Origin of the sequence: Pandoraea pnomenusa (assembly GCF_000767615.3) — a bacterium.
In the GTDB taxonomy this organism is placed as follows: Bacteria; Pseudomonadota; Gammaproteobacteria; order Burkholderiales; family Burkholderiaceae; genus Pandoraea; species Pandoraea pnomenusa.
Map to the genome: position 1 here is coordinate 5,118,465 of NZ_CP009553.3, position 15,191 is coordinate 5,133,655.

Annotated in this window: 15 protein-coding genes and 1 riboswitch; of the genes, 3 read left to right on the forward strand and 12 right to left on the reverse strand. The window is 64.2% G+C overall.

The window, feature by feature from the left end:
• Positions 1 to 26: 26 nt before the first annotated feature.
• The 7 genes from LV28_RS47015 to LV28_RS47045 form a co-directional block, all read right to left on the reverse strand.
• On the reverse strand, positions 27 to 1,667 hold the full coding sequence (locus tag LV28_RS47015) for an ABC transporter substrate-binding protein (RefSeq protein ID WP_023872819.1): 1,641 nt from the start codon (positions 1,665 to 1,667) through the stop codon (positions 27 to 29).
• Between the two features lie 207 nt (positions 1,668 to 1,874).
• A complete protein-coding gene (metF, locus tag LV28_RS47020) occupies positions 1,875 to 2,705 on the reverse strand; it encodes a methylenetetrahydrofolate reductase [NAD(P)H] (RefSeq protein ID WP_023598032.1) in 831 nt (276 codons plus the stop codon).
• A gap of 27 nt (positions 2,706 to 2,732) precedes the next feature.
• Positions 2,733 to 3,536 (reverse strand): TlyA family RNA methyltransferase, encoded by an 804-nt coding sequence (locus LV28_RS47025; RefSeq protein ID WP_038619476.1) that lies wholly within the window; start codon positions 3,534 to 3,536, stop codon positions 2,733 to 2,735.
• A 46-nt stretch (positions 3,537 to 3,582) separates the two neighbouring features.
• Complete coding sequence (locus LV28_RS47030; protein ID WP_023598034.1) at positions 3,583 to 3,942, reverse strand: phage holin family protein; 360 nt, start codon at positions 3,940 to 3,942, stop codon at positions 3,583 to 3,585.
• Between the two features lie 133 nt (positions 3,943 to 4,075).
• Positions 4,076 to 5,491, reverse strand: coding sequence for an adenosylhomocysteinase (gene ahcY, locus LV28_RS47035; protein ID WP_023598035.1), 1,416 nt, complete (start codon positions 5,489 to 5,491; stop codon positions 4,076 to 4,078).
• A 31-nt stretch (positions 5,492 to 5,522) separates the two neighbouring features.
• A riboswitch (S-adenosyl-L-homocysteine riboswitch) is annotated at positions 5,523 to 5,647 on the reverse strand.
• A gap of 128 nt (positions 5,648 to 5,775) precedes the next feature.
• Positions 5,776 to 6,459: an LrgB family protein gene (locus LV28_RS47040; protein ID WP_023598036.1), complete on the reverse strand. Its 684-nt coding sequence runs from the start codon at positions 6,457 to 6,459 to the stop codon at positions 5,776 to 5,778.
• Between the two features lie 36 nt (positions 6,460 to 6,495).
• The gene (locus LV28_RS47045; protein WP_023598037.1) at positions 6,496 to 6,951 is read right to left on the reverse strand and encodes a CidA/LrgA family protein; all 456 of its coding nucleotides are present in this window, start codon (positions 6,949 to 6,951) and stop codon (positions 6,496 to 6,498) included.
• Positions 6,952 to 7,148: 197 nt separating this feature from the next.
• Between LV28_RS47045 and LV28_RS47050 the strand changes: the two genes are divergently transcribed.
• The 3 genes from LV28_RS47050 to LV28_RS47060 all read left to right on the forward strand — a co-directional run bounded on the left by LV28_RS47050 (position 7,149) and on the right by LV28_RS47060 (position 9,917).
• Positions 7,149 to 8,093: a LysR family transcriptional regulator gene (locus LV28_RS47050; protein ID WP_023598038.1), complete on the forward strand. Its 945-nt coding sequence runs from the start codon at positions 7,149 to 7,151 to the stop codon at positions 8,091 to 8,093.
• A gap of 186 nt (positions 8,094 to 8,279) precedes the next feature.
• A complete protein-coding gene (locus LV28_RS47055) occupies positions 8,280 to 9,053 on the forward strand; it encodes an exodeoxyribonuclease III (protein WP_023872815.1) in 774 nt (257 codons plus the stop codon).
• 117 nt (positions 9,054 to 9,170) lie between these two features.
• A complete protein-coding gene (locus LV28_RS47060; RefSeq protein ID WP_023598040.1) occupies positions 9,171 to 9,917 on the forward strand; it encodes a hypothetical protein in 747 nt (248 codons plus the stop codon).
• Positions 9,918 to 10,043: 126 nt separating this feature from the next.
• Here LV28_RS47060 and LV28_RS47065 read toward each other — a convergent pair whose 3' ends face one another.
• The 5 genes from LV28_RS47065 to LV28_RS47085 all read right to left on the reverse strand — a co-directional run bounded on the left by LV28_RS47065 (position 10,044) and on the right by LV28_RS47085 (position 15,086).
• A complete protein-coding gene (locus tag LV28_RS47065) occupies positions 10,044 to 11,339 on the reverse strand; it encodes an AmpG family muropeptide MFS transporter (RefSeq protein WP_023598041.1) in 1,296 nt (431 codons plus the stop codon).
• Between the two features lie 105 nt (positions 11,340 to 11,444).
• On the reverse strand, positions 11,445 to 12,107 hold the full coding sequence (gene metW / locus LV28_RS47070) for a methionine biosynthesis protein MetW (RefSeq protein ID WP_023598042.1): 663 nt from the start codon (positions 12,105 to 12,107) through the stop codon (positions 11,445 to 11,447).
• Complete coding sequence (metX, locus tag LV28_RS47075; RefSeq protein WP_023598043.1) at positions 12,104 to 13,309, reverse strand: homoserine O-acetyltransferase MetX; 1,206 nt, start codon at positions 13,307 to 13,309, stop codon at positions 12,104 to 12,106. Before metX ends, metW begins: the two co-directional genes overlap by 4 nt.
• A gap of 318 nt (positions 13,310 to 13,627) precedes the next feature.
• A complete protein-coding gene (gene slmA, locus LV28_RS47080; protein WP_023598044.1) occupies positions 13,628 to 14,284 on the reverse strand; it encodes a nucleoid occlusion factor SlmA in 657 nt (218 codons plus the stop codon).
• Between the two features lie 10 nt (positions 14,285 to 14,294).
• On the reverse strand, positions 14,295 to 15,086 hold the full coding sequence (locus LV28_RS47085) for a pyrimidine 5'-nucleotidase (protein ID WP_023598045.1): 792 nt from the start codon (positions 15,084 to 15,086) through the stop codon (positions 14,295 to 14,297).
• Between the last annotated feature and the right edge of the window lie 105 nt (positions 15,087 to 15,191).

Sequence of the window (15,191 nt, forward strand, 5' to 3'; positions counted from 1 at the left end):
CGGGACCGGTCGATCGTGTCGCGGACTCAGTTCAACGAGACGCCCGCAAAGCTGTTGCGGCTGAACGGGCTCAGCTTGAAGCCCTGCACGCTCGTGGACATCGGCTTGTACTGCGTGGAGTGCGCGATGGGCGAGAACGGCAGTTGCTGCGCGAAGATCTCCTGCGCCTGCGTGTAGAGCTTGGTGCGCGTGGCCTGATCGGTCGTCTGACGCGCCTGCTTGATGAGGTCGTCGAAAGGCTTGTAGCACCACTTCGAGAAGTTGTTGCCGTTGATCGAATCGCAGCCGAGCAGCACGCCGAGCCAGTTGTCCGGATCGCCGTTGTCGCCGGTCCAGCCGATGAGCAGCGCATCGTGTTCTCCGGCCTTGGCGCGTTTGATGTACTCACCCCATTCGTACGTGACGATGTTGGCCTTCACGCCGATTTTCGCCCAGTCGGCCTGGATCATCTCGGCCATGAGTTTGCCGTTCGGGTTGTACGGCCGTTGCACCGGCATGGCCCACAGCGTGATCTCCATGCCCTTCACGCCCGCCTTGTCGAGCAGAGCCTTCGCTTTCTCGGGATCGTAGCTCGCCTGCTTGATGTTCTTGTCGTAAGACCACTGCGTCGGCGGCATCGGGGCACCGTTCGACAACTGACCGGCCGAGCCGTAGACGGACTGGAGAATCGCCTTCTTGTTGATTGCCATGTCGAGCGCCTGACGCACTTCCACGCGATCGAGCGGCTTCTTCTGCACGTTGTACGCCACGTAGCCGAGGTTGAAGCCGACCTGGTCCGGCATCTTCAGTTTCGACGCCTTGCCTTGCGACTGAATCTCCGCCTTGAGCGCATCGACGTCCGCCGGACGCGGATACGTCGCCACCTGGCACTCGTTGCGCTTGAGCTTCTGGATGCGAACGTTCGCGTCGGTCGTGATCGCGAAGATCAGCTTGCTGACCTTTGGCGGCAGGCTCGTGTTCCAGTAGTCCTTGTTGCCGTCCAGGCGCAGCGTGGCGTCCTTCGTGTAGCTGCGGAAGATGAACGGACCGGTGCCAACGGGCTTGAGCGCGATGTCGCGCGCGTTATTGGCGGCGAGCAGCTTGTCCGCGTATTCCTTGGAGAGGATCGACGCGAACGACATGGCCAGGTTCTGGATGAACGGTGCGTCGACCTTCTTGAGCACGAAGCGCACGGTGTACGGATCGACGACCTCGATGCGATCGATGTCCGCCTGCAGGCCCATGTCAACGAAATACGGGAATTCCGCCGGGTATGCCTTGCGGAACGGCATCTCGCGATCGGCCATGCGGTCGAAAGTGAACTTCACGTCTTCGGCGTTGAAGTCGCGGGTGGGCGTGAAGTAATCCGTCTTGTGGAATTTGACACCCTTGCGCAGATGGAACGTATAGACCTTGTTGTCCGGCGAGATATCCCATTTCTCCGCGAGCGACGGCATGACACCGGTTTCCCCGGGCACGAAAGCGATGAGACGGTTGTAGATGGCGTCGGCGGGATCGAAGTCGGTGCCGGTAGTCAGTTGCCCCGGATCGAAACCGGCGGGGCTGCCCTCGGAGCAATAGACGAGGGTCTTGTTCGGGAGCTCGACCGCCGCGGCGGGCGGGATCACGGCCGCACCGGCAAGCAAGGTCGCAGCCAAAAGCAAACGCAGGGTGTGAGTCTGTTTCATAGGCTCCTCGAAATTTGATCTGTTATGACGCCCGACGACGATCCGTCGCCGGGTTCACGGGGATATTACTGAAGCTTCCCGTGCGTCACAACACGCCAAATCCCTAGCAAACCGCCTATTTGTGGTGTTTTTGGATAGGAAATCACCCATTTATGATTAGAATTGACTTCCTGGACACCCCTGCGTTGGCAAACGATTGCGTGCGCCTTAGAGGCCGAGACGCTGCCACATCGCCTTGGTCGCCGATGCCGCGTTGAGCGTATAGAAGTGCAACCCGGGCGCCCCGCCGGCGAGCAGACGCTCGCAAAGTCCGGTCACCACGTCGAGCCCGAAGGCGCGGATCGCCTCGCGATCATCGCCGAAGCCCTCCAGGCGCTTGGCGATCCAGCGCGGCACTTCGGCGCCGCACATTTCCGAGAAACGCATCATCTGCGAGTAGTTCGTGATGGGCATGATGCCCGGCACGATCGGCACCTGCACGCCCAGGCGCGCCACGTCGTCGACGAACCGGAAATACGCATCCGCATTGAAGAAGTACTGCGTGATCGCGGCGTTGGCCCCGGCTTTCACCTTGTTGGCGAAATGCTCCAGGTCCAGACGGGGCGAGCGCGCCTGCGGATGGTATTCCGGGTAGGCAGCCACCTCGACGTGGAACCAGTCGCCGGTCTCGGCGCGGATAAACTCCACGAGCTCCGACGCATAACGAAATTCGCCGATCTCGCCCATGCCCGAGGGCAGGTCGCCGCGCAGCGCCACGATGTGGCGGATGCCGTGCTGACGATACGTCTGCAGGATCTCGCGAATGTTCTCGCGGGTCGAACCCACGCACGACAGGTGCGGCGCGGCCTCCACGCCTTCGCGCTGGATTTCGACGACGGTGTCGAGCGTGCCCTGCTGGGTCGAACCGCCGGCGCCGAACGTCACGGAGACGAACTTGGGCCCGAGCGGGAACAGCTGCTGACGCGTGGCGCGCAGCTTCTCCGCGCCATCGGCCGTCTTGGGCGGGAAGAATTCGAAACTGAAGGAAGGTTGCGTCATGATCGTCTTGTCATCTTGAGAGCCGCATCACGCGCGCCTGGCGTGCACGAAGAACTCCCGGTTGCCGTCGCCGCCCGCGATGGGACTGTCGAGCCATGCGGCGACCGTCAGTCCGAGCGATTCACAGGCAGTGCGGATTTTTGTCTCCACTTGCGCATACTGCGCAGCGTCCTTCACAAGCCCGCCGCGGCCGACATGCTCGCGTCCGACCTCGAATTGCGGCTTGACCAGCATCAGCAGGTCGCCGGCCGGGGCCAGCAACGGCGCGAGCGCGGGCAAGACCAGCGTGAGCGAGATGAACGACACGTCGCCCACGATCAGGTCGAACCCGGCTTCCGGCATGGCGTCCGGTGCGCTCGCCGTTGCGAGACGCTCGTCGAGCAACTCGCGCGACAGGTGCCGCGCGTTGATGCCCTCGAGCGACACCAGCCTCGGCTCGCTCGCGAGACGCGGATGCAACTGTCCATGCCCGACATCCACCCCGACGACACGCGCCACGCCCGCCTGCAGCAGACAGTCCGCGAAACCCCCGGTCGACAGGCCGACGTCGAGGGCCACACGGCCACCGACGCCAAGCCCCGTCTGCGCGAGCGCACCGGCAAGTTTCAGGCCGCCGCGCGACACGTAGCGATCTTCGTCGGGCAGTCCGTCGAGCGCCGCCCGCACTTCGATGTGCTCATCGTCCGCCACGATCTGGCTGGCCTTCTTCAACGCCGTTTCGGTGCCGGCGTAATACACGCGTCCGGCATCGATGAGGCGTTGAGCGGCGGTGCGGGATGCGGCCAGCCCCCGGCAGACGAGGGCCTGATCGGCACGAAGCGCTTGCGACATGACTACGGATTTCCTGCAAGAAGCGGGCGACGGCGATGCGCCGCCATTACACGTTGGTGGCTCGCTCGCCGCCGAACACCAGCGCCGACAGAATCCACGAGATCAGGCTGTACAGCAGCGAGCCGAAGAGCGCCGCCCAGAAGCCCGAGACTTCGAAACCCTTCACGACATGCGAGGCCAGCCAGAACAGCAACGCGTTGATCACGAAAATGAACAGCCCCAGCGTCAGCACCGTGACCGGCAACGTCAGGATGACGAGCAGTGGACGCAGGAACGCGTTGATCAGGCCGAGCACGACCGCAACGATCAGGGCCGTACCGATGCCCTTGAGCTGGATGCCCGAGACGACGTAGGGCAGAACGAGAAGCGCGATGGCATTGATGAGCCAAATCAGCAGCAAACGCATGGCAAGCTCCGAAGAACAGGCCGGGGCGGGAGCGGACTCCCGGCACCGGCAGTGGTGAAACCGCGTCCGACAGCGCCGGGCGGCCCGCACGCCGACGCTCGCGCGTCAACGCCGGCCGCCGGGCGCGTGTCGATCAGTAGCGATAGTGCGCCGGCTTGAACGGGCCGTTCTTGTCGACGCTGATGTACTTCGCCTGATCGTCGGACAGCACGGTCAGCTCGGCGCCGATACGGCCCAGGTGCAGGCGTGCGACCTTTTCGTCGAGGTGCTTGGGCAGCACGTACACGCTGTTCTTGTACTTCGCGCCGTGCACGAACAGTTCGATCTGCGCGAGCGTCTGGTTCGTAAACGAGTTGCTCATCACGAACGACGGGTGGCCGGTGGCGCAACCCAGGTTCACCAGGCGCCCCTCGGCCAGCAGGATGATGCGCTTGCCGTCCGGGAAGATGATGTGATCGACCTGCGGCTTGATGTTTTCCCACTGGTACTTGCGGGTCGACGCCACGTTGATTTCCGAGTCGAAGTGACCGATGTTGCACACGATGGCCTGATGCTTCATCGCGAGCATGTGGTCGTGGTCGATCACGTGGAAGTTGCCCGTTGCCGTCACGAAGATGTCGGCCTTGTCGGCGGCATACTCCATCGTCACCACACGGTAGCCTTCCATGGCGGCCTGCAGTGCGCAGATCGGATCGATTTCCGTGACCCACACGGTGGCGCCCAGGCCGCGCAGGCTCTGCGCACAGCCCTTGCCCACGTCGCCGTAGCCCGCCACGAGGGCGATCTTGCCGGCGATCATCACGTCGGTGGCACGCTTGATGCCGTCGACCAGCGACTCGCGGCAGCCGTACAGGTTGTCGAACTTCGACTTGGTGACCGAGTCGTTCACGTTGATGGCGGGGAACGGCAGCACGCCGTCCTTTTCCATCTGGTACAGACGATGCACACCGGTGGTGGTCTCTTCGGTCACGCCCTTGATCTGCGACAGGCGCTTGCTGTACCACTGCGGATCGATGGCCAGATGACGCTTGATCGACGCGTACAGCGCGACTTCTTCCTCGTTGGTCGGGTTGCCCACGACCGAGATGTCCTTCTCGGCCTTGCTGCCCAGAATCAGCAGCAGCGTGGCGTCGCCGCCGTCATCGAGAATCATGTTGGCGAACTCGCCATTCGGCCATTCGAAAATGCGGTGGCTGTATTCCCAGTACTCGTCGAGCGATTCGCCCTTGAACGCGAACACGGGAATACCGGCGGCGGCAATCGCGGCGGCGGCGTGGTCCTGCGTCGAGAAGATGTTGCACGAGGCCCAGCGCACTTCAGCGCCAAGCGCGACGAGCGTCTCGATGAGCACGCCGGTCTGGATCGTCATGTGCAGCGAGCCGGCAATGCGCGCGCCCTTGAGCGGCTGGCTGGCCTTGAACTCTTCGCGCGTGGCCATCAGACCCGGCATTTCGCTCTCGGCGATGGTCAGCTCTTTGCGGCCCCAGTCGGCCAGCTTGATATCGGCAACGTGGAAATCGGAGAATTTCGAATCGACTACGGCGTTCATCACGCCTCCTTTCTCTAAAGTCTAGATAGTTGGGACGTGAGCGCCGTTCTTGGGGCCCACACGCCAACGATCCGGGGGAAACCGGCGGCCGGCGGGGCCAATGGGAAGGATCTTGAGCCTGGCAGCGGATTCGCTGTCGCAACGCTCCTCAAGACCCCGGCATTGTAGCAAAACTGAGGCACGGCGTCGGCGCCGCGGCGACGCGCGAAGGGTTATTTTTGACGTCTTCGATGGGGAAGGGAAAGGGAAAGGGCAAGGGCGATGGCGGCCGGGCCGCCCGCCGTTCAGAGCGGCAGATGCGTGAGCAACGGTGCGGCGAACACCATCACGATGCCGTTGATCATCATGACGAGGCTGGCCACCACGCCCTCCTCGTTGCCGATCTGGCGTGCCTTGGCGGTGCCGAAGCCGTGAGCCCCCGCGCCGAACGGCGCGCCGCGCGCCATGCGGGTGCGCAGCGGCAGCCACGACAGCAGCGCCTCGCCGAGCAGCATACCGATGAAGCCCGTAATGATCACGAAGAGGCCAACCAGGTCGCGCGAGCCACCGACCTGATCCGAGACCGCAAGCGCAAACGGCGTGGAGATCGAGCGGGCGAGCAGGCTTCGCGCCATCTCCGGCGGCAGTTCGAACAGCCGCGCCAGCACGAACGAGCTGCCCACGGCCACGACCATGGCAACGAGCACGCCCACGATCAGCGCGAAGGCATGACGGCGGATGATGTCGCGATGCTCATAGATCGGCACCGCGAACGCGATGGTCGTGGGCCCGAGCAGCCACACGAGCCAGCGCGAGTCGGAGATGTACGTCTTGTAGGAAATGTCGCCGCCGACCATGACGATGATGAGCAGCACCGGCGCGAGAATCGCCGGGCCGAGCCACACCTTGCCGAAACGCGCGTGGAGGCGCTTCGACACGTAATAGAAGACGACGGTCAGAACGAGCAGCAGCAGCGCCGTATGATTCATGGCAGGACTCGGCGGAAGCGATGGTTGCGCGATGCCTCAGCGCACGTCGTGGACGTGGGCGCGGCGGGCCGGGATGCGCACCAGCGCGCGCTTGAGATGGCGCTCGGCGCGACATGCGAAGTCGACGGCCAGGGCAGTCGAAACCATCACGAGCACCGTGCCCACGCCGATCACGGCAAGCAATTGCAGTCCCTCATGACGCAGCAGGTCGGTGTATTGCATGACGGCGGCGACCATCGGCACGAAGAACAGGATCATCTCGGCCAGAAACCAGTCGGCGCCACGCTTGATCTTCTCAGTCTTGAGCACGCCGCTCATGAGCAGCGCCACCACGGCGAGCAGGCCGAGCACGCCGCCGGGCAGCGGCAAATGAAAATGACGCGATGCAGCATCGGCCACCAGGTAAATGCCCGTGAGGAGCGCGGCCTGCCACACCACGTCCACAATGCGCTTGCTACGGCTGTACAGACGGCTGGCGATCATCTTGGTCATGGTGGACTCCCTAGGGTTTACATCAACATGGATAGCAGTATAGGAAGCGGTGCAACATAAATATAATGAATTAGTCTCATGAAATTGATTCCAATATGGAATAATTTAGGTATTAACCCTTATAGTGCATGCAAGAGGCCGGCAGGACGGGCCGCTTCGGCAAACTGCACCGATGCGGTGCAAGCGAGTGAACCAACATGGAACTGCGTGCGTTGCGAGGATTTGTGGAAGTTGTGCGACAGCAGAGCTTCACGGCGGCCGCCGAGGCCCTGTTCGTGACCCAGCCCACGGTCAGCAAGATGGTCAAGGCGCTGGAAGACGAGCTGGGCACGCCGCTGATGCTGCGCGAAGAGCGTGGCATGGGCCGCCGGCTCCAGTTGACCGATGCGGGGCGCGTCGTGTTCGAGCGGGGCCAGGACGTGCTGGCCGCCTACGCGAGGTTGCAGCAGGAGCTGGCCGACCTCGAAACGGTGGCGCGCGGCGAGTTGTCGATCGGGATTCCGCCGCTGGGCGGCGACCTGTTCATCCCGGTCATCGGTGCGTTTCACCAGCACTACCCGGACATCGAGATGAAGCTCTTCGAGACCGGCTCGCGCGCCATCGAGCAGGCGCTGCTGGCGGGAGACATCGAACTGGGCGCGGTGCTGCTGCCGGTCGATCCGACGATTCTCGACGTGCTGCCCGTGTGCCATTACCAGTTGCGCCTCGTTGCGCCGCGCGAGTCGCGCTGGGACGGGCGAGCCTCCGTCGGGCTAGGTGAACTGCGCGACGAGCCCTTCGTCTTCTATGGGGAGGGTTTCGCCCTTTCAGAACTGGTGATTGCCGCGTGCCGCCGCGCGGGGTTCACGCCAAAGATCGCGGGTCGCTCGAGCCAGTGGGACTTCATCGCCTCGATGGTCGACAACGGCGTGGGGGTGGCGCTGCTGCCCGAACCGTTCTGCGCGCGACTCGATCCCAAACGCTTCGTGATCGTCGACGTGCGCGATCCGGAAATTCCATGGGATCTGGCCATGGCATGGCGGCGCGATTCCTATTTGTCGCACGCCGCGCGGCGCTGGCTCGCACTCGCGCGCGACATCCTCGGCCCGGGTGGCGACGGCGAAGCCAAGGCCGCCATCGCCGGCGCGGCGCGCCGCAATTGATACGGCCGCGCCGTCGCCGCCTGCCGACGCCACCGGGGCGGACGACGTTCCAATGTCGTCGCCCTCGCGAGGTACGGCCCAACCCGGTCGGCGGCGCCCTCGCCATCCGACACGGTGCGGCGATTGCGGTATCCTTGCCGCTGACCAATTCCCCCCCAGCCGCGCGAGCGCGGCGCATCGACACTCATGCGCATCATTACCGCGAATCTGAACGGCGTGCGATCGGCCGCCAAGAAGGGCTTTTTCGAGTGGTTCGGCAACCAGCAGGCCGACATCCTGTGCGTTCAGGAGATCAAGGCACAACTGCCCGACATGACGCCGGATTTCCTCAAGCCGCACGACTATCAGGGCTACTTCCACTTCGCCGAAAAGAAGGGCTACAGCGGCGCTGGCGTGTACGTGCGCCGGGAGCCCGACGACATCCTCATCGGCTGGGGCAACGCCGAGTTCGACGCCGAGGGCCGTTATGTCGAAGTGCGCTATGGTTCGTTGTCGGTCATCTCCGTGTACATTCCGTCGGGTTCGAGCGGCGAGGAACGTCAGGCGGCCAAGTTTCGCTTCATGGCCGACTTCATGCCGCATCTGCTCGAACTGAAGTCCGCTGGCCGGGAAGTCGTGCTGTGCGGCGACGTGAACATCGCGCACAAGGAAATCGACATCAAGAACTGGAAGGGCAACCTGAAGAATTCCGGTTTCCTGCCAGAAGAGCGCGCGTGGCTCACGCAGTTGTTTGACGAACATGGCTATGTCGACGTGTTCCGCACGCTCGACCCGCGCGCGGAACAGTACACGTGGTGGAGCAACCGCGGCCAGGCGTATGCGAAGAACGTGGGGTGGCGCATCGATTACCAGATCGCCACGCCTGGCATCGCGGGCAAGGCGAAGACCACCTCGGTCTTTCGCGACATCAAGTTCAGCGATCATGCGCCCCTGATCGTCGACTACGACCACGCCTTGTAAGACAATACGGCGCCGGGCGCGAATGCACCCGGGTCTGCTTTACACGCCGAGTCGCTACCCCATCGCGGACTCGCGCAAACCGCCGCGCGCATGCCGCGCGGCCGAACGTGACTTCCCATGACGACCCTTTTGTTCTGCACCAGTTATATCAAGGATGCCGACGCCTGGCGGACGCGATATCGACGCTGGCTCGATTTCTACCGCGACGGCCCGATCGCGGCCGACCGGATGATCATGATCGACGACGGCTCGCCATGGCTGCCCGAGCCGGACGTCTTGCCGACAGTGTCCGCTGAGCGCGATCCCGGCGCACTCGATGCCCTCGGTGCGAAGCACTGCATACTGCGCTTCGAGACCAATCTCGGACGCCAGAGCATGAGCGCCTATCCCGGCTGGTGGCGCAGTTTCCTGCATTCGCTCACGGTGGCGAAGGCCATGGGCGCGGACAAGATCGTGCACATCGAATCCGACGCGTTCACCATGAGCCGGCCACTCGCGGACTTCATCAACGAAACGCGCTCGGGCTGGCATGTCCTGTGGGCGCAGCGGTACGCCATGCCGGAGACCGCCATTCAGGTGATCTGCCGGGACCAGTTCGACGCGATGGAAGCCTTCCGCGATTCGCATCCCGACCTGGACTTCCCCGACATCGCGGAGCGCATCCTGCCATTCACGTCGGTGAACCGCAGCTTCAAGGGCGATCGGTACAGCGAATTCAAACGCAACCGGGGCATCTTCCGGTCGCGCAAGTTCAACTTCCTGCCGATCTTTCAGTGGGATTTCTTCTGGGAACCGATTCCCGCCGACGCGGACTTCGCCACCCAGGTGGTGGAGCGTCAGCAGGTGGCCTTCCGCCGCGACTGACGCGGCACCCGTGGACCTTGTGCGCCACGAGGCGGCGTCACGACAAAGGGGCGGATTGACCGCCCCTTTGCATCGTTCAGCACCGCTTCGCGCTGTCTGGCGCCGCCGGATTCCGCTCGATGCCTTTCAGTGCGGCGCGCTCGGCGCCAGCTCACCGTTGCCGTCGCCGTCGTCCGCGCCCCACGGGGCGACCTTGGGCAGCAACAGCATGCCGGGCAGCGCCAGCACGGTACAGATGAGAAAGAACGTCAGCCATCCCACGCCGTCCACGATGTAGCCGGTACCGGCGTTGGCGAATGTCCGCGGCACCGACGCCAGGCTCGTGAACAGTGCGAACTGCGTCGCGGTGTAGCGCGGATCGGTCGTGCGAGCGATATAGGCCGTGAACGCGGCCGTGCCGAGCCCGGCGGTAAATGCCTCGAACGCGATGACCGCGCCCAGGCCCGAGATGACGGGGCCGGCTTCCGCCAGCCACGCGAAGCCCAGCACCGAGACGAGTTGCAGCACGCCGAACACCCACAACCCGCGGTTGATGCCCAGCTTGATCAGCCAGATCCCGCCGATGATGCCGCCCGCCACGCTAGCCCACAGGCTGGTGGCCTTGGCCACCACGCCGATCTGCGTCTTGGTGAAACCCAGGTCGAGATAGAACGACGTCGCCAGCGACGTCGCCATCGAATCGCCCAGCTTGTACAGGAAAATGAACGCCAGCACGAGCAGCGCCTGCGACCAGCCGCCGCGCGAGACGAACTCATGGAACGGCTCGATCACCGCCTCGCGCAGGGTCTTCGGCGGCGTGCCGCGAATTTCCGGCTCTTTCACCACGAGCGTCATGACGATACCCGGCAGCATGAACGCGGCCGTTGCGAAGAACACCTGCGCCCAGGGCAGATGATCGGCCATGATGAGCGCGAGCGAGCCCGGCACCAGCCCCGCGACCTTGTAGGCATTCACGTGCATCGCCGTGCCGAGGCCCTGCTCGCGATCCGACAGGAGTTCGCGTCGGTAGGCGTCCAGACAAATGTCGAGACTGGCGCTGAAGAACGCGAGCGCCGCCGCGAGCGCCGCGATCGTCATCAGGTCGCGCTGCGGCGAATAGGTGCCCATGAGCGCCACCGCACCGGCCACGAGCAACTGCGTGACGAACATCCAGCCGCGCCGCCGCCCCGGCTTCCAGCCGAAGATATTGGGCGCGAAGCGATCCATGAGCGGCGCCCACAGGAACTTCCAGGTGTAGGGAAACTGGATCAGTGCAAACAGGCCGATCGCCTTGAGATCCACATGTTCGCTGCGCAGCCACGCCTGCACGAGATTGAGCAGGATGAAAAGCGGCAGACCGGAGGTAAAGCCGAGAATCACGCAGATGAGCATCCGCGTGGGGTGGAAGACACGCCCGTCGTCGGGCGGCAGCGAATCGGTCATGGGAAAGGCAATAGGGGCCGGCCGACGACGGTGCGCGGCGCCCGGCCCTGATTATCCTCACTGTCAGGGGCCAGGCGCTTCGCTGTCCCGCCGGTTGCCGTCGGTTCAGGAACGCTTGACGCGATAGACCGCAAGACTACCACGCCAGTTCGCGCCCACCGATACGAGCCGGCCGTTGTGCAGCACCGCCCGATCGAGGATCTTCACGCCGACATCCGGCGCGAGCGCCTCGAAATCCTTGATCGTCAGTACGCGCACGTTCGGCGTGTTGTGCCACTGGAAGGGCAGGCTCTTCGACACCGGCATGCGCCCCCGCAGGACGGACAACCGATGCGGCCAGTAGCCGAAGTTCGGAAACGAGACGATGGCCTCGCGCCCCACGCGCACCGTCTCTCGCAGGATGTCTGCCGTGCGATGGATGGTCTGCAACGTCTGCGACAGGATCACGGTATCGAAGCTCTGATCTTCGAACAGCCTCAGGCCGTCTTCCATGTTCTGCTGGATGACATTGATGCCGCGCTGCGCGGAGGCAAGCACGCCGGCGTCGTCGATCTCCACGCCGTAGCCGCTCACGTCGAGCTCGTCCATGAGCAGGCGCAGCAGCGAGCCGTCGCTGCAACCGAGATCGAGCACCTGCGACGACGGCTCGATCCATCGGGCAATGACGCGAAAGTCGGGACGGTCCGACAGCGAGGCCGAAATGCGACCGCGCGATGCGGCCAGTTGCGCCGCCTGCGCGCTGGTGACCGGTGCGGTGGACTGACTCATACCCCAATCTCCCGGGCGATACGTTCGTAGTAGGCGCGCACCAGATTGTGATAGCGCGAGTCGGTGAGCAGGAAGGCGTCGTGACCATGTGGCGCGTCGATTTCCGCGTAGCTCACCGTGCGGCGCGTGTCGAGCAGCGCCTTGACGATTTCACGCGAGCGCGCCGGTGCGAAGCGCCAGTCGGTCGTGAACGAAACGATCAGGTACTTGGCGGTGGTGTGCGCCAGCGCCCTGGCCAGATCGCCGCCCACCGTCCTGGCGGGGTCGAAGTAATCGAGCGCGCGCGTGATCAGCAGATAGGTGTTCGCATCGAAATACTCGGCGAACTTGTCGCCCTGGTACCGAAGATACGACTCGACCTCGAACTCCACGTCGAAACTGAAGCGGTAACCGTCGTCCTGTGGGCTCGCGCCTGCGCTCCCGCCCCCCTTACCCGCATCCTTCACCCCGTCGACGAGCGCTTCGGCGCGCCGCAGCGCGCGACCGAACTTCGTCGCCATGTCCTCGTCGGACAGATAGGTGATGTGACCGATCATGCGCGCCACGCGCAGCCCGCGGCGCGGGACCACGCCGTGGGCGTAGTAGTCGCCGCCGTGAAAGTCGGGATCGGAGAGGATGGCCGAGCGGGCCACTTCGTTGAATGCAATATTCTGCGCCGAGAGCTTCGGCGTGGACGCGATGACCAGACAATGTCCCACGCGCTCCGGGTACATGATGCTCCACGCGAGCGCCTGCATGCCGCCCAGGCTGCCGCCCATCACGGCCGCGAACTTGTGAATGCCGAAGACATCGGCCACGCGCGCCTGTGCGTTGACCCAGTCTTCGACGGTCACGACCGGAAAGCGTGCGCCGTACGGCGTACCCGTGGCTTCGTCGAGGCTCATCGGTCCGGTCGAGCCGAAGCACGAGCCGAGGTTGTTCACCCCGATGACGAAGAAGCGATCGGTATCGAGCGGCTTGCCGGGGCCGACCATGTTGTCCCACCAGCCCACGTCCTTGGGATTGTCGGCGGCGATACCCGCCACGTGATGCGACGCATTGAGCGCGTGGCACACGAGCACGGCGTTGCTGCGATCGGCATTGAGCTCGCCGTAGGTCTCGACCATGAGGTCGTACCCGGCGAGCGTGCTGCCGTTTTGCAGGGCCAGCGGCTCAGCGAAATGCATCCGCTGCGGCGTGACGATTCCGATTGAAGATTCCATAAATCCCTGTCCGAAACATGCCGGCGCCGGCACCCGGATCAACGAGACGACATTGATCGACGGACGGCGTCCTGAAGTGTTCTGTGCGGGAAAAGGGGTCGACGGAAAAACGGCGGGGTACGCGAACGACCTCTTTAGCCGCATTTTTAGTGAATGTCCCGGCCCGGTGAAACCCTGGCCAGGTCATTCGCGCGCCCGCAAGCGAGTCACCAAATCGGCGCGCCAATCGTCGCGACAAGGCCAGTCGATGATCCGGCAGTCCCGTCGCGGGTTGCAAAAGTATAACGTAATCCGCGCCGGGGGCGCAGACGAGCGGCCTTAGCGCAGCAGCGCCGAGACCTGAGGTTCGGCCCCTTCGGCCGGCGAGCGTTTGAACCCGCTCTTGGCGAAGCGGTGCCAGCGGCCGAGCACGTAGGACACGAGCAGGTTGGCCCGCGAATTGGCGTCGAACGTCTCGGGCAACGTGCCCTGCGCGCTTGCCAGGCGCAAGACCTGGCGCAGCGACGCCTCGATGCGATCGAGCAGCTGGTTCATGCGTTCCTGCAAACGCTCGTGCTCGCCGACCAGCGCTTCGCCGGTCAGCACGCGGGTCATGCCCGGGTTCTTTTCCGCGAAACCGAGCAGCATCAGCACGATGGCGCGGGCTTGCGTCACGCCGTCCTGGTCTTGCGCGGAGATCTGGTTGATCAGGCCGAAGATGGTTTGTTCGATGAACTCGATGAGGCCTTCGAACATCTGGGCCTTACTCGCGAAGTGGCGATAGAGCGCCGCTTCGGAGACATCGAGGCGCGCGGCAAGCGCGGCCGTGGTGATCTTCTCGCCCTTGGGGGTCTCGAGCATGGCGGCGAGGGTCTGCAAGACCTGCACACGGCGCTCACCCGGTTTGGGACGGGTTGCCTTCACCGGCGCGGGCGCGGCCTCCAGCGCATCGGCGACGCCGTACCCGGCGCCGGTCGAAGAATTTTCCTGCTGCATCGTCTGGTCGTTATCGGTAGGGATTTGATTGTCGGGCGGCATGGGCCATGGCCCCGGTCGCAAGGCGAGCCCGTAACTCGCGCAGAGATTGTACTTTGATATCCACGTAGTGTGGGCGCCCACTGCGCGGCATTGCGTCACCCACACTGTTTCTCGCCGGCAGATGCCCTGTGATCCATACCGTCCTGATGCCGAAATGCCGCAAGTGCTTGAGGTGCGAGCGTGTGTCTTCGACCAGCCAGGTGCGATGCGGCGAGAGGCCCTCTCTCGCCAACAGACGGCGCAGCATGATGGCGTCTGGCTTGGCGCGCCAGGCACGCCGGTCGGCCATGTCTTCGATGCTCACACAGCGCTCGAAATGGCGGCGGATGCCCAACGCTTCGACGATCGGCAGCGCGTAGTGCGCCGGTGCGTTCGTGAGCAGTATCTTGCGCCCCGGGAGCCCGGCCATCAGGCGGGCGACGCCGCGCTCCGCGCGCAACACCTCCGCCAGCGGCGGCAGCGCGTGCACGCGCGCCAGGAACTCGTGCGGATCGATCGCGTGATGCCGGATCAGTCCGAGCAGCACCGCACCGTAGCGCGACGTGTAATCCGTGCGCAGCCGGTTGGCCTCGTCGTGCGACAGTCCCAGCTTCTCGACGATATAGGCGGTCATCGCACGATTGATCTGCGGGAAGATCGCGTGCGACGCGCGATGCAGCGTGTTGTCCAGATCGAACAGCCAGACCGGACCGCGCGAGCCATATTCGCTGCGTGCGCGTGACGCGCGCCGGCGTCGGCTCAGAACATGGGAAGAAGGCACGGAGATAGCGCAATCATGCGAGCAGATGGAAGAAGATGACGCCGCCGCATCGACAGCCTCCCGATCCCCGGGCAAGACAATGCGGCTTCGGCAAGGCACGATGCT

Excerpts from the sequence above, each read along its gene's own strand:
- ahcY (WP_023598035.1), bottom strand. The coding sequence starts at position 5,491 with ATGAACGCCGTAGTCGATTCGAAATTCTCCGATTTCCACGTTGCCGAT.
- LV28_RS47065 (WP_023598041.1), bottom strand. The coding sequence starts at position 11,339 with ATGACCGATTCGCTGCCGCCCGACGACGGGCGTGTCTTCCACCCCACG.
- LV28_RS47050 (WP_023598038.1), top strand. The coding sequence starts at position 7,149 with ATGGAACTGCGTGCGTTGCGAGGATTTGTGGAAGTTGTGCGACAGCAG.
- slmA (WP_023598044.1), bottom strand. The coding sequence starts at position 14,284 with ATGCAGCAGGAAAATTCTTCGACCGGCGCCGGGTACGGCGTCGCCGAT.
- LV28_RS47055 (WP_023872815.1), top strand. The coding sequence starts at position 8,280 with ATGCGCATCATTACCGCGAATCTGAACGGCGTGCGATCGGCCGCCAAG.
- LV28_RS47040 (WP_023598036.1), bottom strand. The coding sequence starts at position 6,459 with ATGAATCATACGGCGCTGCTGCTGCTCGTTCTGACCGTCGTCTTCTAT.
- LV28_RS47060 (WP_023598040.1), top strand. The coding sequence starts at position 9,171 with ATGACGACCCTTTTGTTCTGCACCAGTTATATCAAGGATGCCGACGCC.
- metW (WP_023598042.1), bottom strand. The coding sequence starts at position 12,107 with ATGAGTCAGTCCACCGCACCGGTCACCAGCGCGCAGGCGGCGCAACTG.
- LV28_RS47030 (WP_023598034.1), bottom strand. The coding sequence starts at position 3,942 with ATGCGTTTGCTGCTGATTTGGCTCATCAATGCCATCGCGCTTCTCGTT.
- LV28_RS47025 (WP_038619476.1), bottom strand. The coding sequence starts at position 3,536 with ATGTCGCAAGCGCTTCGTGCCGATCAGGCCCTCGTCTGCCGGGGGCTG.
- metF (WP_023598032.1), bottom strand. The coding sequence starts at position 2,705 with ATGACGCAACCTTCCTTCAGTTTCGAATTCTTCCCGCCCAAGACGGCC.
- metX (WP_023598043.1), bottom strand. The coding sequence starts at position 13,309 with ATGGAATCTTCAATCGGAATCGTCACGCCGCAGCGGATGCATTTCGCT.
- LV28_RS47015 (WP_023872819.1), bottom strand. The coding sequence starts at position 1,667 with ATGAAACAGACTCACACCCTGCGTTTGCTTTTGGCTGCGACCTTGCTT.
- LV28_RS47045 (WP_023598037.1), bottom strand. The coding sequence starts at position 6,951 with ATGACCAAGATGATCGCCAGCCGTCTGTACAGCCGTAGCAAGCGCATT.